We start from the raw sequence: 24,710 nt of genomic DNA, 5'->3' as shown, positions 1-24,710 counted from the left end.
ACAAATTCCTCCTAAAGTTCACGTCTCACATAATATTGTTTTACAATGAACTTATCTTCTAAATATTAATTATACACTGCTTTTTTAAATTCTTCTGAATTTTTGACTGGATCAAAATCATGTTCTTCTTTTGCTATTTCCTTTATTGATGCATCTATTTGTATTGCTTTATTCAAATACAGCATTGTATTTTTTATGTCTCCTCTTCTTCCATAAATAGATGCTATACCATAATAACTCCATTCATAATCTTCAACATCTAAAGCCTTATTATACCATTCAAGTGCATCATCCATTCTTCCATATAATTCATATGTAAGTGCTTTATTAAACCTTGCATATCCATAATTGTTATCAATACTTAATGCCTTATCTATATCATCTATACCACTATTGAAATCTCCATTATAAGACTTCGCAATTCCTCTTATATTATATCCCATTGCATTACTTGGAAATTCATTTATAAGCAAATCTGCTTTGCTAATTGACTCAGTGTACTTATGTGAAAAAAATAAATTATATGCTTCGTCGTATAATTCATTTTCCCTTTCCGAATAACTAGACTTTTCATTTGTTTTATCATTAACAGCCTTTTTAGAATCATCCTTCATATCTATACTTTCTAGTTCTTTATTGGCTACATTATTATCTGATTGTTGCGTTCCCTCAGGCATTATTATTTCTTTTTCTTCTTTATATTTCTTATCCTTTCCATTTCCATTTTCTATAAATTCATGAGATATTATTCCCAATGCTATTAGCACTAGCACAAATAATAGTATTCTTTTATTTTTCTCTTTTCCTGGTAACTTAATTCTGCTCATATATTTCTCCTTTTAATACGGCTTAATATATAACTTCATTTTATTTTACCGAATCTAAATATTCTCTTTGACCAATTTCATACAAGTTATTTCCTTGAGCATCTATAATAACAACTAGAGGCATATCCTTAACCTCCATTTTTCTTATAGCTTCAGCACCTAAATCTTCATAAGCGATTATTTCAGACTTAATAATACTTTTTCCTATTAATGCGGCCGCCCCTCCAATTGCTCCAAAGTATACTGCCTCATTGCTTTTGATTGAACTAATTACTTCACCGTTTCTTGCACCTTTACCTATCATTCCTTTTAGTCCAATGTCCATTAATTTAGGTGCATAAGCATCCATTCTGTAGCTAGTTGTTGGACCAGCAGATCCTATAACAGTACCTGGCTTAGCTGGTGATGGTCCAACATAGTATATAACCTGATCTTTTATATTAAAAGGCAGTTCCTTCCCTTCATAAAGCAATTCTATCAATCTTTTATGTGCGGCATCTCTAGCAGAATATATTATCCCACTTAACAAAATACTATCTCCTGCTTTTAATTGTCTTATCTTTTCTTCATTAAGAGGTGTCTCTAATTTAATTTCCATACCTTTTCTCCAATCATACATATAATTTCAATTTTTATTTCTAATGCATTCTTACCAATTAGACTTTTAATAAAATATATGACTCTAAAAAATTTAATTCATCAAAGCTTCATCTTAAGCAGTCAAATAATGAAAGTTAGATAGTTCATAAAGAATTAGCTATGTTATTTAGAACTTATATATATCTTATTTAAATCATAGTTTTTATAGTATTACCTCTTTATGTCTGGTAGCATGACAATTTATATTTACCGCAACAGGTAACCCCGCAATATGCGTTGAATAAGTCTCTATATTTAACCCTAATGCAGTTGTTTTACCTCCGAAGCCTTGTGGTCCAATTCCCAATTTATTTACTTCTTGTAATAGTTCCAATTCTAATTCCTTATAAAATTCATCTTCATTCCTTATATCGATGGGTCTTAATAATGCTTTCTTAGCTAAGTATGCTGCCTTATCAAAAGTCCCTCCAATTCCAACACCTATTACCATAGGAGGACATGGGTTAGGTCCTGCCGCTTTAACTGTATCTATTATGAACTTCTTCACTCCATCCAGTCCATCTGATGGCTTTAACATACCTATTTTACTCATATTTTCAGAACCAAATCCCTTTGGTGCTAATATGATCTTAACCTTATCACCATCCACTATGTCATAATATATTATAGCTGGAGTGTTGTCCTTTGTATTAACTCTTCTTATCGGATCTTTTACTACCGATTTTCTTAGAAATCCTTCCTCATATCCCCTACGTACTCCTTCATTAATAGCATCTTCAATCCTTCCACCAACTAAATGAACATCTTGTCCTATTTCAATAAATACACATGCCATTCCCGTATCTTGGCACATAGGCATTTTTTCATTTCTTGCAATTTCTGAATTTATTAATATCTTATCTAAAACATCTGATGCTAATTTCCATGGTTCTTCTTTCTTAGCATTTAATAATGCATCATTAATATCTGATCCTAAGAAATAATTAGCTTCAATTGATAAATTTTTAATAGCTTCTGTTATAAGTTCAACATTTATTTCTCTCATTCTTACAGCTCCTTTATTATCGCTTATAAACTATACATTTATACTTATTACTACATATAAGTTTAAAAGTATTTCTTACTATTTACAACCCCAAATAAATTTTATTTGATCCAATAATTCTCAGACCTCCATACAAGCAATTGCGGTATATACTGTACATCATAATCATAAACGGAGCATTCTCTATGATGATTTTTAGTATTTTCCTGCTTAATATTACTAAATACTTTCTCTATTTTTAAATTTATCGCTCATAATTATAGTTCATTACTACTATAATTATATATATATGTTGCAATAACTGGCTTACATTTAAAATACTTGTAAGCCAAGTATTGAATTTTAAAAATGCAAGAATTCAATTGCAACATATATAATTATTTTATATATTTGAGAGGTTAATTTATGAACCCTAAAAATTTAGATAAATTCCTTACTATACTAATTTACTTTTTAATTGTTCTTTTAACCTGTTTGTTATTGTATAATCTTTTTTTATTAGTAGACAAATTATACCACTCTTATGACTATCCAAAAAACAGCATAAAAGTTGGTCCCATTTTTATGAAATTAAATAACTAGCTATCTTTACTTTCAAAATATTTATTGATACCAGCTGTTATTCCTTTTGCTATTTTGTCCTGATGTTCATCACTTTTTAGTTTTTGCTCTTCCTCATAATTAGATAAAAAGCCACATTCTACGAGAACACATGCACCCTCATATCCATCTCTAAGTATTCTATATTGTTCCTTTGCTGCCTTGGGAACTCTCTTATTATTGTCATTTATTGTTTCTTTGAGTGATGCTTGAATATTTTCTGCTAAAGACTTGCTGATCTCATTCGATGAATACCAAACTTGAGACCCAAAGCAACTGGACTGTGGAAACATATTCTGATGTATAGATATAAATGTATCACATTTAACATCTTTCTTCATTTGACATCTGGCATTGAGATCTTTAACTTTCTTCGCATCCAATTGAGAATCTCCTTCTCTTGTCATATACACAGCATATCCAGCATCCTCCAGCTCCTGTTTTAACTTTAAGGATATAGATAAATTTATATCCTTCTCTATAGTTCCACTCTTTGATTTTGCTCCCCCATCAATTCCTCCATGACCAGGATCTATCAATATTATCCTTTTATCTTTATTTTCTTCGGAATTTGTTCTTACTGGAATTCCAGACATTAAGCAAAATATGCAGAACAATGCTATCCATTTTTTCATTCTCATAAAACTATTCCTCCAAATCATTTAGACTTACATAGTGTATTGTTTGCTATACAATCTTAATTATTCAAATTCATTTATATTAATAAACTTTTATTTTTTATTAAGCATATTTTATAGAACACCCAATAGATGTATCACCACAATTTTTAATATAATATCTAAAATATTTCATCAATTGAAATCCATTTGTAATTACCATATATAGAAATGTTAATAATTTTATTAAAAATGAATTATACCATTTAGAACTTATATATATTGTATATAGTAGCGCCATATTTAGACTTGTAATAGCTAAAGAATTCATTTAAGGCAAAAATATATAGGCTTAGTTTGAACATATATATAATAGAAGAATTTATAACTATATTAGGAAGTGGCACCAGAACCGCATTACTAGAAATGTAATAACTATTATTTATATTTGTTCTTTAAAATCACATATTTTTATATAAAATAAAAATCCCACAAACACCGCGTTTGTGGGATTTTTGATCTCCAAATATTATCTCTTTGAGAATTGTGGAGCTCTTCTTGCTGCTTTAAGACCGTATTTCTTTCTTTCTTTCATTCTTGGGTCTCTTGTTAAGAATCCAGCCTTCTTTAATTCTGGCTTTAAAGCTTCATCAGATTTAACTAATGCTCTAGCTATACCATGTCTAATAGCTCCTGCTTGACCTGTAAATCCACCACCGTGAACATTTACTAAAACGTCAAATCTATCCTTAGTTCCAGTTAAAACTAATGGTTGGTTTACGATAACTCTTAATGTTTCTAAACCAAAAAAGTTTTCTATTTCTCTTTTATTTACAAGAACCTTACCACTTCCTGGTACAAGTCTTACTCTTGCAACTGATTTCTTTCTTCTTCCAGTTCCCATGTATTGAACTTTTGCCATTTCTTTTTCCTCCTCCCGAGATCGTATTAGTATCTTAATTCTAGTACTTCTGGTTTTTGAGCCGCATGATTATGTTCTGCACCTCTATATACATTTAATTTCTTTAACATTTGTCTTCCTAAAACACCGTTTGGAAGCATTCTTCTTACTGCTTCTTCAAAAGCAAATTCAGGCTTTTTATCTAATACTACTCTATAAGGAGTTTCTTTTAATCCGCCTGGGTAAAGACTATGCTTTCTCATTAATTTTTGATCTAATTTCTTACCAGTTAAAACTACCTTTTCTGCATTAATTACAATAACAAAATCTCCGCAGTCAACATTAGGTGTAAATGTTGGTTTATTTTTACCTCTTAAAATTGAAGCAACTTGGCTAGCAACTCTACCTAGTGGCTTACCAGCAGCATCAACTACATACCATTTTCTTTCAATTTCACTTGCTTTAGCAATGTATGATTTCATCTGTTTCCCTCCCTGAACTTACATTAATTCTTTACTTATTATTTTAAGTAAGATTTTTTATGTCAAGACCCGGGGCTAGTGGATCTTATATACATAAATGTTTTAACAAACAAACCTATTATAATACACGCACACGGGCGTGTCAACACATTTTTATCATTTAATAGAAAACTTTTTCTAATATTAATCCGTTTGGCGGTACGCACATTCCTGCTTTTTTTCTATTTCCTTCTTCTATTATATCTTTTATATTTTCTGCTTCCAGCTTTCCATTTCCAATCTTTATTAATGTGCCTACTATTATTCTCACCATATTATACAAAAATCCATCAGCCGTAATAAATATTTTTATTTCATTTCCATTTTGCTCTATATAGAGATCCTGAATAGTTCTTGTTGTAGTTTTTATTGAGCTTCCTGGAGACATAAACGCCCTAAAGTCATGTCTCCCTATAAAATATTCACATGCTCTTCTCATCTCATTTATATCCAATTTATACTTATAATGATACAGATATTGATGACCTAAAGATAACCTTTCATATCTATTTACGATTGTATAAGAGTATGTCTTTCCCTTTGATGAATATCTTGCATGAAAATCTTCACTTACCTCTTCTGATTTAATTATAGATACATCTTCTGGCAATCTTGTATTAATAGCTTCTCTGAACTTATCTCCAGGTATTGAAGAATTAGTCAAAAAATTTGCAACCATTTCCCTTGCGTGAACACCCGCATCAGTCCTGGAACTTCCATTAATCATAATTTCCTCTCCAGTAGCCTTAAATATTGCTGTCTCTATTACTTTTTGAACAGTTCTTCCTTTAGGTTGCCTTTGCCATCCGCAAAAGTTACTTCCATCAAACTCAATAATTAATTTTATATTTCTCATTTAAGTTATCTTACTCCTATAGCATAATGAATCTTACAGCTATGCACCATAAAACTAAAATACAAAATACAATAAAAGCAACCAGGTCCCTATACGAAAATTCAAGTATTTTCATTCTAGTTCGCCCAGCACCACCTCTATAGCCTCTTGCTTCCATTGCCATTGCTAATTCATCTGCTCTTCTAAATGAACTGATAAATAGAGGCACTAATAATGGTACTAAACTCTTAGCCTTTTTTATTATTCCGCCTGACTCAAAATCAGCTCCTCTAGCCTTCTGAGCTTTCATTATTTTATCCGTTTCATCTATTAAAGTAGGTATAAATCGTAAGGCTATTGTCATCATCATAGCAAGTTCATGAGCCATTTCTTTTCCAATTGGCCTTAATAATTTTTCGATTCCATCAGTTAACTCAATTGGAGATGTTGTTAATGTTAACAGTGATGTTCCTACTATTAATAGAATTAATCTTATTGCCATAAATGCTGCAATACTTAACCCCTCTGGATATGCCTTTAAAAATCCAATACTAAAAACTTCTGTCCCTTCAGCTCCCCTAACCATAAATATATTTAGAGCAGCTGTTAAGACTATCAATAGAAAAATTGGCTTCAATCCATTAAAAATAAATCTAAATGGCACCTTTGCGATCAATATTATAGCTAGTAAAAAAACAACGACAAAAGTATAACCTATAAATTTATTTATGATAAATAAACATGCAATAAAAAGTATTGATATAAGTATTTTTGTTCTAGGATCTAACTTATGAACAAATGACTCTCCAGGTAAATATTGTCCTATTGTAATATTCTTCAACATAATTTTGTCTATTCCCCTTTCACTTTATTTATCCTCAAAGTAGACAAAAGTTGCTTTTTTGCTTCCTCTATCGTAAATATATTATCTGGAATGTCAAATCCTTTTTTTCTTAGTTCTCTTATTAGATATGTTACCTGAGGAACGCCAAGTCCTATCTTCTCTAGCACATCAACTTCTTTAAATACTTCTGCTGGAGTTCCTTGTAGTGCTACTTTTCCACCATTCATCACAATAATTCTTTCTGCAATCTTTGCAACATCCTCCATACTATGACTAACTATAATTATAGTCATATTATAATCCTCATGTAGCTTTCTTATCTGATCTAATATATCATCTCTACCCTTTGGATCTAACCCTGCCGTAGGCTCATCCAATATTAGTGTTGTAGGTTGCATTGCTATAACTCCTGCAATTGCAACTCTTCTCTTCTGACCGCCGCTTAAATCAAATGGCGATCTATCTTTATAAGTCTCATAGTCTAGACCAACCATTTCCATCGCCCTAATTACTCTATCATTAATTTCGCTATCGGAAAGTCCTAAATTTCTAGGCCCAAATTCAATATCCTTAGCTATAGTTTCCTCAAAGATTTGATATTCTGGATACTGAAATACCAAGCCAACCTTTTTTCTTATATCCGTAAGCTTTGCTTTTTTATCAGTAATATTTGTTCCATCAACAATTATTTCTCCACTAGTTGCTTCTAGTAAACCATTAAAATGTTGTATTAAAGTAGATTTACCAGAGCCAGTATGCCCAATTAGTGCTACAAATTCTCCGTCTTTTATTTCTAAAGACACATTGTCCAATGCAATCTTTTCAAATGGACTCTTAGGCATATATATGTGTGTTAAATTTTCTACTTTAATTGACATAATTCATTCACCATCTCATCCACATTTAATATTTTTTCATTTATATCTATTCCTGCCTTTTTTAGCTCATAAGCTAATTCAGTAACCTGTGGAACATCTAAACCTATTTTTTTCATTCGCTCTACCTGAGGAAAAATTTCTCTAGGAGTCCCCTCCATTTTTACACTTCCACCATCCATTACTACAATTCTATCAGCTTGAGCTGCCTCATCCATATAATGTGTTATTAATACTATAGTAATACCATGAACTTTATTTAATTCATTTATGGTTTTTAGAACTTCTCTTCTTCCTGATGGATCCAACATTGCTGTAGGTTCATCAAAAATTATGCATTCAGGTTGTATTGCAAGTATTCCTGCTATAGCAATTCTTTGCTTTTGCCCACCAGATAAAAGATGTGGTGCATGCCTTTTATATTTGCTCATTCCAACTTTCTCTAGACTCTCATCGACTCTTTTTCTTATCTCTAATGGTTCTATTCCTAAATTCTCAGGTCCAAAAGCTACATCTTCTTCTACTATGGTAGCAACTAATTGGTTATCAGGATTTTGAAACACCATTCCTGCTCTAGATCTAATCTCCCAAACATTCTCCATTTTACTAGTATCCAAGCCATCTACAATCACTGTTCCCTCTGATGGTACGACCAATGCATTCATATGCTTAGCTATCGTTGATTTACCTGATCCATTATGCCCTAAAACTACTAAAAACTCCCCCTTTTTCACCTCTAAATCTACATCTTTTATCGCATATTTTTCTTGCTTAACTCCTTCTGTATCCTTTACATATTTAAAAGATACTTTTGCACACTTTATCATCGCATCACTCATAGTGTACCTCCCCATAATGTTTTATAGTTTTAATATATTATACAAATGTTTTTCAAAGACAACATTGTTATCTTTGATATTAAATTATTATTTTCATTATATCTCAAAATCCAGCATATTCAACAAAAAAATATATATCTTGAGTAAGAAAACATCTCTATAATAAATTAAGTTCCAATTTTATTTTCTATGTCAAAATGGGGATTAAGTTTAAACTTAATCCCCCATTAGTATTATACTAATTCAAGTATTACTATCTCAGCTCCGTCCCCTCTTCTAGGACCTTTTTTAATTATTCTTGTATATCCGCCATTTCTTTCAGTATACTTTGGAGCTACATTATCAAATAAATTCTTAACAACTAATTCTTCTTGAACATAAGATAATACTTGTCTTCTAGCATGAAGATCTCCTCTTTTTCCAAGAGTAATCATTTTTTCTGCTATTGATCTAGTTTCTTTAGCTCTTGTTTCAGTTGTCTCGATTTTACCATGTTTTAATAGACTAGTAACAAGATTTCTTAGCATAGCTCTTCTTTGGTCTGTAGGAAGACCTAATTTACGATGACCTGCCATGGATTTACCTCCTTACTCCTCGGTTAGTTTTAGGGCTAAACCTAATTCTTTAAGCTTTCTTTCAACTTCTTCTAAAGATTTCTTTCCTAGATTCCTTACTTTCATCATATCATCCATAGATTTTGTAGCAAGTTCTTGGACTGTATTAATTCCGGCTCTCTTTAAACAGTTATATGATCTAACTGATAAATCAAGTTCTTCTACAGTCATTTCTAGGACTTTTTCTTTCTTATCGTCTTCTTTTTCTATCATTATTTCAACGTCATTAGTATTATCTGTTAATGACATGAATAATTTAAAGTGTTCAATAAGTATTTTTGCTGATAAACTAATAGCTTCATCTATTTTTATAGTACCATTAGTCCAAATTTCTAAAGTTAATTTATCATAATCAGTAATTTGACCAACTCTTGTATTATCAACAGTAAAATTAACTCTTTTTACTGGTGTATAAATAGAATCAACTGCTATAGCAGAAATTGGTAATTCATCACTCTTATTTTTATTCTGAGTAACATATCCTCTTCCTTTATTAACTGTCAATTCCATATAAAGTCTTCCATCGTTATCTAAAGTTGCAATATGTAAATTCTTATTAACAACTTCAACATCACCATCAGTCTTTATATCTGCTCCAGTAACTTCTCCTGGTCCTTTAGCATCAATATAAATAACTTTTGGACCTTCACCATTCATCCTTAGAGCTAATGATTTGATATTAAGAATTAATTCAGTAACATCTTCTTTAACTCCTTGAACAGTAGAAAACTCATGAAGCACACCGTCAATTTTGACAGAGGTTGTTGCAACTCCTGGAAGGGATGATAATAGTATTCTTCTTAGGGCATTTCCTAATGTAATACCGTATCCTCTTTCAAGTGGTTCAACAACGTACTTACCATAAGTACCATCTTCATTAGCTTCTATACATTCTATTATTGGCTTTTCGATTTCTAACATTGACAAACCCTCCTTATTTTAAAAATGGCAACCTTATTATGAGGGCAACTGATTCTATATTTGCATATATTGTGATAAATTTCTCTAACAAATATAAATATATTATTTACTGTATAACTCAACAATAAGTGTTTCGTTAACAGGCACATCTATATCTTCTCTTGATGGCTCTGCAACTACTTTTCCTTCATAGTTATCAACATTAGCTTCTAACCATTTTGGTAAAGTTTTTGGATTTTCAACAAAAGTTTTGAACTTTTCACTTGATCTGCTCTTTTCGCATACAGTAATTACATCATTAACTGAAACATGATATGAACAAATGTCAACCTTTTTACCATTTACTAAGAAATGTCCGTGAGTCACTAACTGTCTTGCCTCATTTCTTGATGAACCATAACCTAATCTATAAACTATGTTATCAAGTCTCATTTCTAGTAATTTAAGTAAGTTTTCACCTGTTATACCTTTAATATGCTCAGCTTTTTCATAATATGTTCTAAATTGGCCTTCTAATATGCCATAAATTCTTCTTGCTTTTTGCTTTTCTCTTAATTGAACACCATAGTTTGATACTTTCTTTTTGTTAGCTCCATGTTGTCCTGGTGCATAGCTTCTTCTAACGAAAGCACACTTATCTGTAAAACATCTATCACCTTTAAGGAAAAGTTTCATACCTTCTCTTCTACATAATCTACATGTAGCGCCAGTATATCTTGCCATTAAATTACACCTCCTATTACTACATTTATATTAGACTCTTCTTCTCTTTGGTGGTCTACAACCATTATGTGGTATTGGAGTAACATCTTTGATCAAAGTTACTTCTAGTCCTGCTGCTTGTAAGGATCTTATAGCTGCTTCTCTTCCTGAACCAGGTCCTTTAACATAAACCTCTATACTTTTTAAGCCGTGTTCCATTGCTACTTTAGCTGCAGTTTCTGCTGCCATTTGAGCTGCAAATGGTGTGCTCTTTCTTGATCCTCTGAAACCTAGTGCTCCTGCACTTGACCATGATAAAGCATTTCCTACTGCATCTGTTAAAGTAACTATTGAATTATTAAAAGTTGACTTAATGTGTGCAGCACCATGCTCAACATTTTTTCTCTCTTTTCTTCTTCTAGTTTTCTTTACTGTTTTAGCTGCCATTATCTTCCCTCCTTACTATTTCTTCTTATTTGCTATTGTCTTCTTAGGACCTTTTCTAGTTCTTGCATTAGTCTTAGTTTTTTGTCCTCTTACTGGAAGACCTCTTCTATGTCTAATTCCTCTATATGATCCTATTTCTACTAATCTCTTGATATTTAAAGCGACATCTCTTCTTAAGTCACCTTCAACCATTAAATTCTTGTTGATATAAGTTCTGATTTCATTAACTTCTTCTTCTGATAAATCCTTAACTCTTGTATCTGGATTAATTCCTGTTACAGCTAAGATTTTTTGTGAAGTTGATAATCCTATTCCATATATATATGTTAAACCTATTTCAACTCTTTTTTCTCTTGGTAGATCAATACCTGATATTCTTGCCATTAAAATTTACACCTCCTGATAATTGAAATGTATAAAAGTTGATTTTATAATTTATAATTTATAATAAAATTTTAGGTCAATAGACGATTCTATTGCCAGCCGCCCTAAAATTTATTTTTGATTAATTAAACGACTATATAATCATATTTGACTTTTGCTGAAATGTCAATATTATTTACATTTATTTTAATGTAAATAATATTGTAAACTTGATCATTAGCCTTGCTTTTGCTTGTGCTTAGGATTTTCACAGATTACCATTACTTTTCCTTTTCTTCTGATTACTTTGCACTTTTCACAAATAGGCTTAACTGATGGTCTTACTTTCATAGCTAACCCTCCTCATATTACTTTTGTAGTAGATCAATGTAAGTTATATCTACTTTATTTTGCTCTCCATGTAATTCTACCTCTGGTTAAATCATAAGGAGAAAGTTCTACTGTAACTTTATCTCCTGGTAAAATTCTTATGAAGTTCATTCTTAATTTACCTGATATGTGTGCTAGAATCTTATGGCCACTTTCAAGTTCAACTTGAAACATAGCGTTTGGTAAAGATTCTAATACCGTACCTTGCATTTCTATAACATCATCTTTTGACATAAGGTAATCAACCCTCCTTAACAATGCCTCTAAGCTTTAGGAATCTCTTAATCTTTAAATTAGTACTCTTATCGCATGAGTTTATTAATGATAATAATTCATCATCTACATCTTCTAAAATACTTAAGTGTTTAATTTTTTTCTTCTTAGGCATCTCAATTAATTTTGTATCTCCATTAGCTAGTAATACATAATCATCATCTATCTGCCTAACAACAACATATAAGTGATCTTTATCTCTTCCTGCTTTTGAAAGTACTACTTTTCCAATCAAGTCATTGTTTTGCAAATTTTTCACCTCTATGATTACCTTAGTATAAATTAACACTACCACAACGGTATTATGCAAATTTATAACTAAGCAACACTCTTTATTCTACTTAATCAGTGTTAATATTTCAGGTCCATCTGATAAAATTGCAACTGTATTTTCATAATGTGCCGATAAAGAAGAATCCGCTGTTACAACTGTCCATCCATCTTTTAATGTCTTAACCTTATAAGTACCAGCGTTAACCATAGGTTCTATTGCTAACACCATACCCTCCAGTAATTTCGGACCTCTACCAGACTTTCCGAAATTAGGTACATTAGGATCCTCGTGAACTTTTCGCCCAATCCCATGACCTACAAAATCTCTTACAACTGAGAAACCTGCTGCTTCTACGTAGCTTTGTATCTCATGTGATATATCAGTTAATTTATTTCCTTGTTTTGCAAACTTTATACCTTGGAAAAAACTTTCTCTTGTTATATCAATTAATCTTTGAGCTTCTACTGAAACTTCCCCTACAGAGAAAGTTCTTGCAGCATCTCCATGGAATCCATCAAAAAACGCCCCACAGTCAATACTAACTATATCGCCTTCTTTAAGAACATATTCTCCTGGGAATCCATGTATTACTTGCTCATTTACTGAAATACATAGTGACGAAGGAAAACCATATAAGCCTTTAAATGAAGGTTTTGCTCCATGCTTAGTTATAAATTCTTCTGCTATTCTATCCAAATTTGCAGTTGTTACTCCGGGTTTTACCTCTTTTTCAAGCAATAGCAATGTTTCTCCTACTATTCTACCTGCTTTTCTCATTATGGCTATTTCATCATGATTCTTTACAGTAATCATTATTTGTTGTTCCCTAACAATTCACATATTCCTCTGAAAACTTCATTAATAGCTTTTGTGCCATCCACTTCTGAAAGCAAGCCTTTTTCACCGTAAAATTCAATTAGCGGTTGTGTTTCCTTTTGATATACATCAAGTCTTTCCTTTACAGTCTCAACTGTATCATCTTTTCTCTGTATAACTTCACTTCCACACAAATCACATTTTCCTTCATTTGTTGGAGGATTAAATTTAACATGATAACTTGCTCCGCATGATGGACATACTCTTCTACCAGTCATTCTTTCTAGAATAAATTCATTAGGTACCTTTATAAGCAATGCGGTATCTAATTGTTCATTCTTATCTACAAGAAAGTTGTTAAGAGCATCAGCTTGAGCCACAGTTCTAGGAAAACCATCTAATAAATATCCGACCTTACAATCGTCCTGTTGCAGTCTATCCTTAACCATATTAATTGTTACTTCATCAGGAACTAATTGTCCGTTATCAATATAACCCTTTGCTTCTATTCCTAAGGGAGTGTTTTCAGAAATATTCTTTCTGAAAATATCACCTGTAGAAATATGTGGTATTGAATATTTATTGCTAATTGATTTAGCCTGTGTTCCCTTTCCAGCTCCAGGAGGACCTAGTAATACTATCTTCACTGGCTTCATCTCCATTTATTCTAATCTATTTAAGAAATCCTTTATAGTGCCTAACTACCATTTGTGATTCTACTTTTCTAGTAAAATCTAACGCAACATTTATAACAATTAATAATCCAGTTCCTGAAAAAGCTATATTTTGAAATTGTGTATAGTTTTGTATTATAACTGGAGTTACAGCCAATACCGCTGCTAATATACCTCCAATAAAAGATAGTCTGTTTAAAACTCTTTCAAAATATGTTGTGGTTTCTTCACCTGGCCTTACTCCAGGCACAAATCCTGCCGATTTATGCAAATTCTCAGACATTTCATCTGGTTTAAATGTAATCTGAGTATAAAACCAATTAAAGAATATTGTCAGTACTGCATATAGTACCATATACATCCAACTCTTTTGATTAAAGACAGATGTAGGATTATTTAATACCCACTTTGCCCACTCTTTTTGACTTTCACCTACTCCACCAAATAATGTGGCAATAGTTTTTGGAAAATCCATTACGGACATAGAAAATATAATAGCAAGAACCGCTGATCCAATTATACTTAATGGTATATGTGTTGATTGTGATTTAACCATATTACTATTGCCTGATGCAAATTTACCAGCATACTGCACAGGTATCCTTCTTTCTGATAAAGAAAAATATAGTATAGTCGCAAGTAGAAATACGGTAAATACTCCAAATAGTACAATTTCCACAATACTTGCACTTCCTGCTTGCTGAAGTGTCATCATTGAAGCAATTGTTGCTGGAACTCTCGAAATTATATTAACGAATATTAGTATTGAAGTACCATTTCCAATGCCCTTAACTGTAAGTTGATCACCTAACCACATACAAAATGTTGTTCCAACCACTAGTGCAAAAACAACAATAGTCTTTTGGATTGCAGTTAATCCAACTGTAGCTCCACTACTTGAAATTGTTGCAAAAATTCCATAAGCTAAGATAAAAGCTATTCCAAGAGATACATAACGTGTTGCATTTTGTATCTTTTTTCTGCCAGTATCTCCTTCTTTTGATAGTTGCTCCAATTGTGGGATAGCAACAGTTAATAATTGAATTATTATTGATGCATTAATGTATGGCATAACTCCTAATGCTAATATACTGGATCTGCTAAAAGCTCCTCCAGAAAGCATATCATAAAATCCTAATAGTCCACCAGACTGAGATAGATTTTTTAAAAAATCAGAGTTAATTCCAGGAAGAGGAATATGACTTCCCATCCTGAAAACTGCAACTAATAATACTGTCCATAAAATCTTTTTTCTAAGTTCAGGAACTTTGAATGCATTGCTTAAAGTTTGAAGCACTTTACATCACCTCAACTTTTCCCCCAGCTGCTTCAATCTTTTCTATAGCAGACTTAGAGAACTTACATCCTTTAACCGTTAAGCTTTTTTCTAATGTTCCGTTTCCAAGAATCTTTACTCCATCCAAAACTTTACTTACAACTCTTCTTTCAAGTAATAATTCTGGAGTAACTTCAGTACCATTTTCAAAGATATTTAATCTGTCAAGATTTATGCTAACAATCTTCTTTGCAAAAATGTTTGTAAAACCTCTCTTAGGAAGTCTTCTATATAAAGGCATTTGACCGCCTTCAAAACCAGGTCTTACGCCACCACCTGATCTTGCATTTTGACCCTTTTCACCTTTACCAGCATTTCTTCCTAATCCAGAACCAGTACCTCTACCAATTCTTTTAGGTGCTTTCTTGCTACCTGCTGCTGGTTTTAATTCGTGAAGTTTCATATTCAGTGCACCTCCTTGTTTTTATACTTCTTCTACTTTTAATAGATATTCAATCTTTTTTATCATACCTTGAACTTGAGGTGTTGCCTCAGGTTCTACTGTTTTTCTTATCTTTGTTAGTCCAAGAGCATTTGCAGTAGCGATATGGTCTTTTTTTCTACCTATTAAGCTCTTAACTAATGTAATTCTTAATTTAGCCATTGCAATATCTCCTTAACCTAATATTTCTTCAACAGATTTGCCTCTTAATTTAGCTATATCTTCTACTGTTCTTAAGCTAGCTAATCCGTTTATTGTTGCATTTACCATGTTATTAGGATTATTTGAACCTAATGATTTAGCTCTAACATCCTTTAATCCTGCTAATTCAAGTACTGCTCTTGCTGGACCTCCAGCAATAACTCCTGTACCTTCTTTAGCTGGCATAATTAGAACATTTGCAGTTCCGAACTTACCATTAACTTGGTGAGGAATTGTTGTTCCTACCATTGCAACGCTTACTAAGTTCTTCTTAGCATCTTCTATTCCTTTTTTTATTGCTTCTGGGATTTCGATTGACTTACCCATTCCAACGCCAACGTGTCCGTTCTCGTCTCCGACAACAACTAGAGCGCTGAATCTGAAGTTTCTACCACCCTTAACAACCTTAGTAACTCTGTTTATGAAAACAACCTTTTCTTTAAGGTCTAGTGTACTAGGATCGATTCTCATTTATTTCCCTCCTTGTTTAATTAGAATTTCAAGCCAGCTTCTCTAGCTGCTTGTGCTAATTCTTGAATTCTTCCGTGATATATGTATCCGCCTCTATCAAATACCACTACGTCAATTCCTTTTTCTATAGCTTTTTTAGCTACTAATTCACCTACAAGTTTAGCACCTTCTTTGTTTCCGCCTTTTGCAGCAAAATCTTTTTCTAAACTTGAAGCAGCTACTAATGTAACACCATTTATATCATCAATAACTTGTGCATATATATTCTTTTCACTCTTAAATACTGAAAGTCTTGGTCTTTCCGCAGTTCCAAAAACTTTTTTACGAACTCTAAGGTGACGTTTTTCTCTGCTCGCCTTTTTGTCTACCTTTTTGAACATAAAACTCACTCCTTTCTATTATTTCTTACCAGTCTTACCTTCTTTACGTCTGATCACTTCATTTTCATACTTAATACCTTTACCCTTATATGGTTCTGGTACTCTCCATTTTCTTATATCCGCTGCAGCAAATCCAACTTTTTCTTTGTCGATTCCACTAACTATTACTCTAGTTGCAGCTGGAGTTTCAAATGTGATTCCGTCAATAGGTTCAATTTCAACTGGATGTGAATATCCAAGGTTCATTACAAGCTTTTTACCTTGTAATTGAGCTCTATAACCAACACCAACTAAATCTAAAGTTTTTTGGTAACCTTGTTTTACTCCAATTACCATATTATTAATTAATGCTCTTGTTAAACCGTGAAGAGCTCTGTGATCTTTTTGTTCACTATGTCTAGTAACAATTACTTCATTGTTTTCAACAGCTATGCTAATATCTTTATGCATAGTTTTAACTAATTCACCTTTTGGTCCCTTAACTGTAACTAAATTGTCTGGTGTTACAGTAACAGTTACATCAGCAGGAATAGCTATTGGTAATCTACCTACTCTTGACATAATTGCACCTCCTGTATTATTTTAAAATTGCATTTTACAATTTTATCTAGTTTAATTTATCTGAGATATTACCAAACGTAGCAGATTACTTCTCCACCTAATCCGTTCTTTCTAGCTTCTCTATCTACCATTATTCCATTTGAAGTTGAAACAACAGCGATACCTAATCCATTAAGAACTTTTGGTACCTCGTCTTTCTTACAATAAACTCTTAATCCTGGTTTAGAAATTCTCTTAATACCAGTTATAACTCTTTCTTTATTAGCTCCATACTTAAGAGATAATCTTAACATTGGAACAACTCCATCGTTATATTCATTTATTTCTTTTATATAACCCTCTTGTAATAATATATTTGCAATTTCCTTCTTTACGTTTGAAGAAGGTACTTCTACCACTTCATGTCTTACAGCATTAGCATTTCTTACACGAGTTAATAAATCTGCTATAGGATCTGTCATAACCATTTAATGTGCCTCCTTTCGTTACATCGTATATCTTACCAACTTGCTTTTCTACAACCTGGAATTTCGCCCTTATAAGCAAGTTCTCTAAAACAAATACGGCATACTCCATATTTTTTTAATACAGCATGTGGTCTTCCACATATTCTACATCTTGTATAAGCTCTTGTCTTGTATTTAGGAGTTTTGCTCCACTTTTCAATAATAGCCTTACGTGCCAATGTGTTTCCCTCCTTATTATTGAGCGAATGGCATTCCAAGGAATCTTAATAATTCCCTAGCTTCTTCGTCAGTGTTAGCTGAAGTAACGAAGATTATATCCATTCCTCTAACTTTATCTATCTTATCATATTCTATTTCTGGGAATATTAATTGTTCTTTAATTCCTAATGAATAATTTCCTCTACCATCAAAAGCTTTGCTAGAAACCCCTCTGAAATCTCTAACTCTTGGTAGTGCGATGCTCATTAGTTTATCAGCAAACTCAAACATGTTAGCTTTTCTTAGAGTAACTTTGCATCCTAATGGCATGTTTTCTCTAATTTTAAAGTTAGCTACAGACTTTTTAGCTCTTGTTAATACAGGCTTTTGACCTGCTATTAAAGTCAAATCATTAACTGCTGATTCTAGCACTTTTTGATTTTCCTTAGCTTCTCCAACTCCCATATTGATTACTATCTTCTCTAGCTTTGGTACTTCCATTATGTTTTTATATCCGAACTTTTCAATCATAGCTGGAACTACTTCTTTTTGATATTTTTCTTGAAGTCTTGTCATATTAGTTACCTCCTTTCAAAATCTAGAATGTTTCTCCGCATTTTTTACATACTCTAACCTTAGTACCATCATCTAAAACTTTGTTACTAATTCTAGTCGCATTCTTACATTTGTTACAATATAACATAACTTTTGAGCTGTTGATCGCTGCTTCTTTTTCAATTATAGCGCTTTCAACTTGACCCTTATTAGCTTTTTGATGTTTTTTAACTATATTAACTCCTTGAACAAGAACTTTTCCTGTCTTTGGATACGCTTTTAACACTTCACCAGTTTTGCCTTTATCTTTTCCAGATATAACAATAACTGTATCATTCTTTCTTACATGTATCTTCAAGTTGGCCACCTCCTCTTATAGAACTTCTGGTGCTAATGATAAAATTTTAGTGAATTCTTTATCTCTTAGCTCCCTAGCAACAGGTCCAAAGATACGAGTTCCTCTTGGTTGCTTATCATCTTTGATTATAACTGCTGCGTTTTCATCAAATTTAATATATGAACCATCAGCTCTTCTTACACCTTTTACTGATCTAACTACAACTGCCTTTACAACATCACCTTTTTTAACAACTCCACCTGGTGTTGCACTTTTAACGCTAGCAACTATAACATCGCCGATATTACCAAACTTTCTTTTAGATCCACCTAATACTCTGATACACATAATTTCTTTTGCACCTGAATTATCTGCAACCTTTAATAAGGTTTGTTGTTGTATCATTAAATTACCCTCCTTTCAGTTTTAAAGCTTATTTAGCCTTTTCAACTATTTCAACAAGTCTCCATCTCTTATCTTTAGATAAAGGTCTAGTTTCCATTATTGATACTCTATCATTAATTTTAGCTTCATTATTCTCATCATGTACTTTAAACTTTGTAGTTCTATTAACTGTCTTACCGTATAATGGGTGTCTAACCTTAGTTTCAACGGCAACTACAATAGTTTTTTCCATTTTATCAGAAACAACCCTACCAATTCTTTTCTTTCTTAATGATCTTTCCATTAGGGCTTACCTCCTTCCAACTTTTATTGTTCCAATGCTTTTAATTCTTCTTCTCTTAAGATGGTTTTTATTTGGGCTATAGATTTCTTAACTTCTCTTATTCTCATTGGATTTTCTAATTGTCCTGTAGCTAATTGAAATCTTAAATTAAATAACTCCGCTTTAAGATCGCCCAATTTAACTGTTAAATCTTGAGGATTGCTTGATTTCAATTCTTTTAATTCTCTAGCCTTCATTATTCTTCACCACCCATTTCCTCAAAATCTCTTTTTGAAACAAATTTTGTTTTTACAGGAAGTTTATGTGAAGCAAGTCTCATTGCTTCTCTTGCAGTTTCTTCTGGTACTCCTGATAATTCAAATAGTACTCTACCTGGTTTAACTACTGCAACCCAGTATTCTGGTGATCCTTTACCTGAACCCATTCTTGTTTCAGCTGGCTTTTCTGTAACTGGTTTATCTGGGAAAATCTTTATCCAAAGTTTTCCACCTCTTTTAATGTATCTATTGATAGCAATTCTGGCAGATTCAATTTGGTTACTTGTTATCCATCCACAAGTTAGCGCTTGGATTCCGTAATCACCATAAGCTAAGAAATTACCTCTTGTAGCTTTACCTTTCATTCTACCACGTTGCACCTTACGATGTTTTACCCTTTTAGGCATTAACATGATCTATTCCTCCTTTCCTATGCGTTAGCCTCTTCCTTTTCTACTTTCTTAGTTGGAAGAACTTCTCCATTATAAACCCAAACCTTAACTCCGATTTTTCCATATGTTGTATCTGCTTCAGCAAATCCATAATCGATATCAGCTCTTAATGTTTGTAGTGGAATTGTTCCTTCATGATAATGTTCAGTTCTTGCTATTTCTGCTCCACCTAATCTACCAGAACAAGCAGTTTTTACACCTTTTATTCCGTGTTTCATAGCTCTTTGCATTGTTTGCTTCATAGCTCTTCTGAATGAAATTCTTTTTTCTAATTGTGCAGCAATATTTTCAGCCATTAATTGTGCATCAGCTTCTGCACTTTTAACTTCAACTATGTTTATTAAAACATTCTTATTTTCAACGAATTGAGTTAATTTATTTTTTAAAGCCTCAATTCCAGATCCACCTTTACCTATTATAACACCAGGCTTTGCTGTATATATGTTTAATTTTACTCTTTTCGCAGCTCTTTCAATTTCAATTTTAGAAATACCTGCAGAAAAAAGTTCCTTTTTCACAAATTTTCTGATCTTGTTATCTTCTATAAGATTATCAGCAAAGTTTTTCTTGTTAGCATACCATTTTGCGTCCCATCCCTTGATAACACCTACTCTAAGGCCATGAGGATTTACTTTTTGACCCACTTGCTTTTCCCTCCTTTTATCTTATTAAGCTCTTTCTTTAACAACTACTGTTATATTGCTTGTTTTCTTTAATATTTTAAATGCTCTACCTTGAGCATGAGGTTGGAATCTCTTTAATGTTGATCCTTGACCAACGAAACACTCTGAAACATATAAGTTATCAGCATTCAATTCCAAATTGTTTTCTGCATTAGCAACAGCTGATTTTAAAACTTTATTTATAACTACCGCTGCTTCTCTTGGAGTATATTGTAAAATAGCAAAAGCTTCGTTAACTTGTTTTCCTCTTATTAAATCAAGAATTACTCCTACCTTTGTTGGAGACATTCTAATATATTTTGCTATAGCTCTAGCTTCCATTTATGATCCTCCTTTCCAGGCTATCTTTTTGATGTTTTATCGTCATGACCTTTATAAGTTCTAGTTAATACAAACTCACCTAATTTATGGCCAACCATATCTTCTGATATATATACTGGTACATGCTTTCTTCCATCATGAACAGCAATTGTATGACCTATGAATTGTGGAAAAATTGTTGAACTTCTTGACCAAGTCTTAACAACCTTTTTTTCTCCATTACCATTCATTTCTTCTATTTTCTTAAAAAGTCCCTCATGAACAAAAGGTGCTTTCTTTGTTGATCTACTCACTAATATGCCTCCCTTCATAAACACTAAGGTCTAAGTTGTGAAGAGAACTTACTATTCTCCTCAAACTACTTAGCTCTTCTATCTTTGATAATAAATTTATCTGAATATTTCTTAGTCTTTCTAGTTTTGTATCCAAGTGCTGGTTTACCCCATGGAGTAACTGGACTTGGTCTACCAACTGGAGACTTACCTTCACCACCACCATGAGGGTGATCATTAGGGTTCATTACAGATCCTCTAACTGTTGGTCTCCATCCCATATGTCTCTTTCTACCAGCTTTACCGATATTAACAATATCGTTTGTCGCATTAGAAAGTGTTCCTATTGTAGCTCTACATTCGATTCTTACATATCTCATTTCACCTGATGGTAATCTAAGAGTTGCATAATCTCCTTCTTTAGCCATTAATTGAGCTGATCCACCTGCTGCTCTAACTAATTGACCACCTTTACCTCTTTGTAACTCTATATTGTGAATAACTGTACCTACTGGTATGTTCTTTAATGGAAGTGCATTACCAGGTTTGATATCAGCATTAACTCCAGACTCTATTACATCTCCAACTTTTAATCCTGCAGGCGCAAGAATATATCTCTTTTCTCCATCGCTATATATAACAAGAGCAATATATGCTGATCTGTTTGGATCATATTCTATAGTTGCAACCTTTGCTGGGATTTCATCTTTATTTCTTTTAAAGTCTATTATTCTATATTTTCTCTTAACACCGCCGCCACGATGTCTAACAGTAATTTTACCTTGAGCATTTCTACCCGCTTTACTCTTTAATGCAACAAGAAGTGACTTTTCTGGTTCTTGTGAAGTTATTTCTTCAAAAGTTGGCATAGTCATTTGTCTTCTTGCTGGTGTAATAGGGTTAAACTTTTTAACTGCCATTTAAAATTCCCTCCTTCTTCAAGCTTCTCTGGTGTTGATCACCAATAATGGCTTTATTCTACTATTATTGCATTCCCTCGAAGAATTCAATTCCATTACTTTCTTCAGTTAATGTAACTATAGCTTTCTTGTAATCTGATCTCTTACCTACATGTACGCCCATTCTCTTAGTTTTACCTAAGCCGTTTATAGTGTTAACAGATTCAACTTTAACATTGAAAACTTCTTCCACAGCTCTCTTTATTTGAGATTTATTAGCATCAACATGAACTATGAAAGTGTACCTTTTTTCGGCCATAGACGCCATACTTTTTTCAGTTATGATTGGCTTTCTTATTATATCATGGCTTGTTAATTTCATTATGCGTACACCTCCTCAATTTTTGATACAGCATCTTTAGTTATGATTAATTTTTCATATTTTAATAAATCATATACATTGATGTTGTTTGCAGGAATAACACTTATTCCTTGAATGTTTCTTGCTGACTTATAAACAACTTCATTTGATTCAGCTGTTATAATTAATGCTTTATTAGCTTCTAAAGCCTTTAGCATTTCTATCATACTCTTAGTTTTTGGTGCTTCAAAATTTAACGAATCAAGAACTATCATTTGATTATCTTGAACCTTGCTAGTTAAAGCAGATTTCATAGCAACCTTTCTCATACTCTTTGGAACTGAAACTCTGTAGTCTCTTGGCTTTGGTGCGAATACAATTCCACCTTTGATCCATTGTGGTGATCTGATAGAACCTTGTCTTGCTCTTCCAGTACCCTTTTGTCTCCAAGGCTTGATTCCGCCTCCTCTAACTTCAGATCTAGTTTTAGTTGATTGAGTTCCTTGTCTTTTGTTAGCTAATAATGCAACTACTACTTGGTGCAATGCATATTCATTAATTTCTGCCGCAAATACATTTTCATTTAATTCCATATCTGCAACTTTATTTCCTTCTTTATTAAATACTCCTACTGTAGGCATTTTATTTCCTCCTTTCTTCAAAGAAATTAAGCTCTAACTGTATCTTTAATTACTACTGTACCTTTATTAGGTCCTGGGATTCCACCCTTAATTAGTATTAAATTCTTTTCAGCTATTACTTTAACAACTTCTAAATTAAGTACTGTTGTATTTACAGATCCCATATGTCCTGGCATTCTCTTGTTTTTGAATGTTCTAGATGGATCTGATGAAGCTCCCATTGAACCTGGCGCTCTATGGAACTTAGAACCATGAGTCATAGGTCCTCTTTGTTGATTCCATCTTTTAATTGATCCTTGGAAACCCTTTCCCTTAGATACTGCAGATACATCAACTTTATCTCCTGCTCCAAATACATCAGCTTTTATTTCATTTCCAACTTCGTATTGACTTATATCGTCAAGTCTAAATTCTTTAAGAGTTCTTCTTAAAGTAGCTCCAGCCTTAGCAAAGTGACCTTTTCTTGGCTTATTAGCTAATTTTTCTCTTATTTCATCGAAACCAACTTGTATTGCTTCATAACCATCATTTTCTAATGTTTTCTTTTGAACAACAACACATGGGCCAGCTTCTACTACAGTTACAGGAATCACTTTTCCTTTTTCATCAAAAATTTGTGTCATTCCAACTTTTCTTCCAATTATAGCTTTTTTCATGTATTTACACCTCCCAAACTAATTAGCGGACTGTTAACAATCATAACTAGCCGTTTTTATATTATTTCCAGTACTAAAGCTTGATTTCTATATCAACACCCGCTGGAAGATTTAATCTCATTAATGCATCAACAGTTTTAGGTGATGGATTAACAATATCGATTAATCTCTTATGAGTTCTTATCTCAAATTGTTCTCTTGAATCTTTGTACTTGTGAACCGCTCTTAATATTGTAACAACATCTTTTTCAGTTGGTAGTGGCACTGGTCCTACAACCTTAGCTCCTGATGTTTTTGCAGTTTCAACAATTTTTTCAGCTGATTGATCTAAAATTGTATGATCAAAAGCCTTTAATCTAATTCTTATTTTTTGCTTTGACATTTCATTTCCCTCCTTTTATGTACGTTTTACTTCTAACGCACAACAGCGGCTATTCTGTAAACTGTTCCAGGTGTTTCGTGATATCCAAACCTAATACAGAATCCCTGTCGTCGGATTCTAGATCCAAACTTACTCATCAAGAATTACCCGGAAGTCCGGCAACCTCTTGAAT

Annotated in this window: 42 protein-coding genes; all 42 read right to left on the bottom strand. The window is 32.6% G+C overall.

Features of this window, described 5'->3' with window-relative positions:
- Nucleotides 1-65 precede the first annotated feature (65 nt).
- The 42 genes from KEC93_RS01120 to rpsJ all read right to left on the bottom strand — a co-directional run bounded on the left by KEC93_RS01120 (nucleotide 66) and on the right by rpsJ (nucleotide 24,538).
- Nucleotides 66-827, bottom strand: a complete 762-nt coding sequence (locus KEC93_RS01120) for a tetratricopeptide repeat protein (protein ID WP_023974809.1) — start codon at nucleotides 825-827, stop codon at nucleotides 66-68.
- Nucleotides 828-867: 40 nt separating this feature from the next.
- Complete coding sequence (locus tag KEC93_RS01115) at nucleotides 868-1,425, bottom strand: Fe-S-containing hydro-lyase (RefSeq protein WP_023974810.1); 558 nt, start codon at nucleotides 1,423-1,425, stop codon at nucleotides 868-870.
- A 204-nt stretch (nucleotides 1,426-1,629) separates the two neighbouring features.
- A complete protein-coding gene (locus KEC93_RS01110) occupies nucleotides 1,630-2,472 on the bottom strand; it encodes a fumarate hydratase (protein WP_077868551.1) in 843 nt (280 codons plus the stop codon).
- A gap of 578 nt (nucleotides 2,473-3,050) precedes the next feature.
- Nucleotides 3,051-3,713, bottom strand: coding sequence for an N-acetylmuramoyl-L-alanine amidase CwlD (gene cwlD / locus KEC93_RS01105; RefSeq protein WP_017209690.1), 663 nt, complete (start codon nucleotides 3,711-3,713; stop codon nucleotides 3,051-3,053).
- Nucleotides 3,714-4,218: 505 nt separating this feature from the next.
- Nucleotides 4,219-4,611: a 30S ribosomal protein S9 gene (gene rpsI, locus KEC93_RS01100; RefSeq protein ID WP_008426638.1), complete on the bottom strand. Its 393-nt coding sequence runs from the start codon at nucleotides 4,609-4,611 to the stop codon at nucleotides 4,219-4,221.
- A 26-nt stretch (nucleotides 4,612-4,637) separates the two neighbouring features.
- On the bottom strand, nucleotides 4,638-5,072 hold the full coding sequence (gene rplM, locus KEC93_RS01095) for a 50S ribosomal protein L13 (protein WP_011967539.1): 435 nt from the start codon (nucleotides 5,070-5,072) through the stop codon (nucleotides 4,638-4,640).
- Between the two features lie 160 nt (nucleotides 5,073-5,232).
- Nucleotides 5,233-5,967: a tRNA pseudouridine(38-40) synthase TruA gene (truA, locus tag KEC93_RS01090; RefSeq protein WP_023974813.1), complete on the bottom strand. Its 735-nt coding sequence runs from the start codon at nucleotides 5,965-5,967 to the stop codon at nucleotides 5,233-5,235.
- A 16-nt stretch (nucleotides 5,968-5,983) separates the two neighbouring features.
- A complete protein-coding gene (locus tag KEC93_RS01085) occupies nucleotides 5,984-6,790 on the bottom strand; it encodes an energy-coupling factor transporter transmembrane component T family protein (RefSeq protein WP_017209692.1) in 807 nt (268 codons plus the stop codon).
- An 8-nt stretch (nucleotides 6,791-6,798) separates the two neighbouring features.
- On the bottom strand, nucleotides 6,799-7,668 hold the full coding sequence (locus KEC93_RS01080; RefSeq protein ID WP_023974814.1) for an energy-coupling factor transporter ATPase: 870 nt from the start codon (nucleotides 7,666-7,668) through the stop codon (nucleotides 6,799-6,801).
- Nucleotides 7,653-8,504 (bottom strand): energy-coupling factor transporter ATPase, encoded by an 852-nt coding sequence (locus KEC93_RS01075; protein WP_023974815.1) that lies wholly within the window; start codon nucleotides 8,502-8,504, stop codon nucleotides 7,653-7,655. Before KEC93_RS01075 ends, KEC93_RS01080 begins: the two co-directional genes overlap by 16 nt.
- Before the next feature lie 233 nt (nucleotides 8,505-8,737).
- Nucleotides 8,738-9,079 carry a 50S ribosomal protein L17 gene (rplQ, locus tag KEC93_RS01070; protein WP_011967534.1) on the bottom strand — a complete coding sequence of 114 codons (342 nt, stop codon included), beginning with the start codon at nucleotides 9,077-9,079 and terminating at the stop codon, nucleotides 8,738-8,740.
- Nucleotides 9,080-9,091: 12 nt separating this feature from the next.
- Nucleotides 9,092-10,039, bottom strand: a complete 948-nt coding sequence (locus tag KEC93_RS01065) for a DNA-directed RNA polymerase subunit alpha (RefSeq protein ID WP_011967533.1) — start codon at nucleotides 10,037-10,039, stop codon at nucleotides 9,092-9,094.
- A 102-nt stretch (nucleotides 10,040-10,141) separates the two neighbouring features.
- Nucleotides 10,142-10,762 (bottom strand): 30S ribosomal protein S4, encoded by a 621-nt coding sequence (gene rpsD / locus KEC93_RS01060; protein WP_011967532.1) that lies wholly within the window; start codon nucleotides 10,760-10,762, stop codon nucleotides 10,142-10,144.
- A gap of 30 nt (nucleotides 10,763-10,792) precedes the next feature.
- On the bottom strand, nucleotides 10,793-11,188 hold the full coding sequence (gene rpsK / locus KEC93_RS01055) for a 30S ribosomal protein S11 (protein ID WP_011967531.1): 396 nt from the start codon (nucleotides 11,186-11,188) through the stop codon (nucleotides 10,793-10,795).
- Nucleotides 11,189-11,203: 15 nt separating this feature from the next.
- Nucleotides 11,204-11,572 carry a 30S ribosomal protein S13 gene (rpsM, locus tag KEC93_RS01050; protein WP_011967530.1) on the bottom strand — a complete coding sequence of 123 codons (369 nt, stop codon included), beginning with the start codon at nucleotides 11,570-11,572 and terminating at the stop codon, nucleotides 11,204-11,206.
- A gap of 216 nt (nucleotides 11,573-11,788) precedes the next feature.
- The gene (rpmJ, locus tag KEC93_RS01045) at nucleotides 11,789-11,902 is read right to left on the bottom strand and encodes a 50S ribosomal protein L36 (protein WP_003156543.1); all 114 of its coding nucleotides are present in this window, start codon (nucleotides 11,900-11,902) and stop codon (nucleotides 11,789-11,791) included.
- Nucleotides 11,903-11,956: 54 nt separating this feature from the next.
- Nucleotides 11,957-12,175, bottom strand: a complete 219-nt coding sequence (infA, locus tag KEC93_RS01040; protein ID WP_002582630.1) for a translation initiation factor IF-1 — start codon at nucleotides 12,173-12,175, stop codon at nucleotides 11,957-11,959.
- 7 nt (nucleotides 12,176-12,182) lie between these two features.
- A complete protein-coding gene (locus KEC93_RS01035) occupies nucleotides 12,183-12,464 on the bottom strand; it encodes a KOW domain-containing RNA-binding protein (RefSeq protein WP_011967529.1) in 282 nt (93 codons plus the stop codon).
- A gap of 87 nt (nucleotides 12,465-12,551) precedes the next feature.
- Nucleotides 12,552-13,301, bottom strand: a complete 750-nt coding sequence (gene map / locus KEC93_RS01030) for a type I methionyl aminopeptidase (RefSeq protein ID WP_023974816.1) — start codon at nucleotides 13,299-13,301, stop codon at nucleotides 12,552-12,554.
- The gene (locus KEC93_RS01025; RefSeq protein ID WP_011967527.1) at nucleotides 13,301-13,951 is read right to left on the bottom strand and encodes an adenylate kinase; all 651 of its coding nucleotides are present in this window, start codon (nucleotides 13,949-13,951) and stop codon (nucleotides 13,301-13,303) included. Before KEC93_RS01025 ends, map begins: the two co-directional genes overlap by 1 nt.
- A 25-nt stretch (nucleotides 13,952-13,976) precedes the next feature.
- A complete protein-coding gene (secY, locus tag KEC93_RS01020; RefSeq protein ID WP_023974818.1) occupies nucleotides 13,977-15,275 on the bottom strand; it encodes a preprotein translocase subunit SecY in 1,299 nt (432 codons plus the stop codon).
- 1 nt (nucleotide 15,276) lies between these two features.
- Nucleotides 15,277-15,717, bottom strand: coding sequence for a 50S ribosomal protein L15 (gene rplO, locus KEC93_RS01015; RefSeq protein WP_011967525.1), 441 nt, complete (start codon nucleotides 15,715-15,717; stop codon nucleotides 15,277-15,279).
- 21 nt (nucleotides 15,718-15,738) lie between these two features.
- Nucleotides 15,739-15,918, bottom strand: coding sequence for a 50S ribosomal protein L30 (rpmD, locus tag KEC93_RS01010; protein ID WP_011967524.1), 180 nt, complete (start codon nucleotides 15,916-15,918; stop codon nucleotides 15,739-15,741).
- Between the two features lie 12 nt (nucleotides 15,919-15,930).
- A complete protein-coding gene (rpsE, locus tag KEC93_RS01005) occupies nucleotides 15,931-16,428 on the bottom strand; it encodes a 30S ribosomal protein S5 (RefSeq protein WP_011967523.1) in 498 nt (165 codons plus the stop codon).
- Between the two features lie 20 nt (nucleotides 16,429-16,448).
- Entirely contained in the window at nucleotides 16,449-16,808 is a 360-nt protein-coding gene (gene rplR, locus KEC93_RS01000) for a 50S ribosomal protein L18 (protein WP_011967522.1), read from the bottom strand.
- Between the two features lie 18 nt (nucleotides 16,809-16,826).
- On the bottom strand, nucleotides 16,827-17,369 hold the full coding sequence (gene rplF, locus KEC93_RS00995) for a 50S ribosomal protein L6 (protein WP_011967521.1): 543 nt from the start codon (nucleotides 17,367-17,369) through the stop codon (nucleotides 16,827-16,829).
- 68 nt (nucleotides 17,370-17,437) lie between these two features.
- Nucleotides 17,438-17,836 carry a 30S ribosomal protein S8 gene (rpsH, locus tag KEC93_RS00990; RefSeq protein WP_008426597.1) on the bottom strand — a complete coding sequence of 133 codons (399 nt, stop codon included), beginning with the start codon at nucleotides 17,834-17,836 and terminating at the stop codon, nucleotides 17,438-17,440.
- A 32-nt stretch (nucleotides 17,837-17,868) separates the two neighbouring features.
- Nucleotides 17,869-18,054, bottom strand: a complete 186-nt coding sequence (locus KEC93_RS00985; RefSeq protein WP_009167825.1) for a type Z 30S ribosomal protein S14 — start codon at nucleotides 18,052-18,054, stop codon at nucleotides 17,869-17,871.
- A gap of 16 nt (nucleotides 18,055-18,070) precedes the next feature.
- Nucleotides 18,071-18,610 carry a 50S ribosomal protein L5 gene (rplE, locus tag KEC93_RS00980; RefSeq protein ID WP_023974819.1) on the bottom strand — a complete coding sequence of 180 codons (540 nt, stop codon included), beginning with the start codon at nucleotides 18,608-18,610 and terminating at the stop codon, nucleotides 18,071-18,073.
- Nucleotides 18,611-18,632: 22 nt separating this feature from the next.
- A complete protein-coding gene (gene rplX / locus KEC93_RS00975; RefSeq protein ID WP_011967519.1) occupies nucleotides 18,633-18,947 on the bottom strand; it encodes a 50S ribosomal protein L24 in 315 nt (104 codons plus the stop codon).
- 15 nt (nucleotides 18,948-18,962) lie between these two features.
- Entirely contained in the window at nucleotides 18,963-19,331 is a 369-nt protein-coding gene (gene rplN, locus KEC93_RS00970) for a 50S ribosomal protein L14 (RefSeq protein WP_011967518.1), read from the bottom strand.
- A 28-nt stretch (nucleotides 19,332-19,359) separates the two neighbouring features.
- A complete protein-coding gene (gene rpsQ, locus KEC93_RS00965; protein WP_011967517.1) occupies nucleotides 19,360-19,614 on the bottom strand; it encodes a 30S ribosomal protein S17 in 255 nt (84 codons plus the stop codon).
- A 23-nt stretch (nucleotides 19,615-19,637) separates the two neighbouring features.
- Nucleotides 19,638-19,850, bottom strand: coding sequence for a 50S ribosomal protein L29 (gene rpmC / locus KEC93_RS00960; RefSeq protein ID WP_009167820.1), 213 nt, complete (start codon nucleotides 19,848-19,850; stop codon nucleotides 19,638-19,640).
- Nucleotides 19,850-20,284 (bottom strand): 50S ribosomal protein L16, encoded by a 435-nt coding sequence (gene rplP / locus KEC93_RS00955; protein ID WP_008426579.1) that lies wholly within the window; start codon nucleotides 20,282-20,284, stop codon nucleotides 19,850-19,852. Before rplP ends, rpmC begins: the two co-directional genes overlap by 1 nt.
- A gap of 17 nt (nucleotides 20,285-20,301) precedes the next feature.
- Nucleotides 20,302-20,967, bottom strand: a complete 666-nt coding sequence (gene rpsC / locus KEC93_RS00950; protein ID WP_011967516.1) for a 30S ribosomal protein S3 — start codon at nucleotides 20,965-20,967, stop codon at nucleotides 20,302-20,304.
- A gap of 24 nt (nucleotides 20,968-20,991) precedes the next feature.
- Complete coding sequence (rplV, locus tag KEC93_RS00945) at nucleotides 20,992-21,327, bottom strand: 50S ribosomal protein L22 (RefSeq protein WP_009167817.1); 336 nt, start codon at nucleotides 21,325-21,327, stop codon at nucleotides 20,992-20,994.
- Nucleotides 21,328-21,347: 20 nt separating this feature from the next.
- Complete coding sequence (gene rpsS, locus KEC93_RS00940) at nucleotides 21,348-21,620, bottom strand: 30S ribosomal protein S19 (protein ID WP_023974821.1); 273 nt, start codon at nucleotides 21,618-21,620, stop codon at nucleotides 21,348-21,350.
- 65 nt (nucleotides 21,621-21,685) lie between these two features.
- Entirely contained in the window at nucleotides 21,686-22,519 is an 834-nt protein-coding gene (rplB, locus tag KEC93_RS00935) for a 50S ribosomal protein L2 (protein WP_017209698.1), read from the bottom strand.
- Nucleotides 22,520-22,583: 64 nt separating this feature from the next.
- Nucleotides 22,584-22,880, bottom strand: coding sequence for a 50S ribosomal protein L23 (rplW, locus tag KEC93_RS00930; RefSeq protein ID WP_011967513.1), 297 nt, complete (start codon nucleotides 22,878-22,880; stop codon nucleotides 22,584-22,586).
- Nucleotides 22,880-23,500: a 50S ribosomal protein L4 gene (rplD, locus tag KEC93_RS00925; RefSeq protein ID WP_011967512.1), complete on the bottom strand. Its 621-nt coding sequence runs from the start codon at nucleotides 23,498-23,500 to the stop codon at nucleotides 22,880-22,882. Before rplD ends, rplW begins: the two co-directional genes overlap by 1 nt.
- 26 nt (nucleotides 23,501-23,526) lie before the next feature.
- Entirely contained in the window at nucleotides 23,527-24,156 is a 630-nt protein-coding gene (rplC, locus tag KEC93_RS00920; protein WP_011967511.1) for a 50S ribosomal protein L3, read from the bottom strand.
- 73 nt (nucleotides 24,157-24,229) lie between these two features.
- The gene (gene rpsJ, locus KEC93_RS00915; protein WP_002582605.1) at nucleotides 24,230-24,538 is read right to left on the bottom strand and encodes a 30S ribosomal protein S10; all 309 of its coding nucleotides are present in this window, start codon (nucleotides 24,536-24,538) and stop codon (nucleotides 24,230-24,232) included.
- Nucleotides 24,539-24,710 lie beyond the last annotated feature (172 nt).

Source organism: Clostridium beijerinckii (assembly GCF_018223745.1).
Classification (GTDB): Bacteria; Bacillota; Clostridia; order Clostridiales; family Clostridiaceae; genus Clostridium; species Clostridium beijerinckii.
The sequence above is the reverse complement of the archived record's forward strand: the minus strand, read 5'-3'. Positions and strand labels throughout refer to the sequence as shown.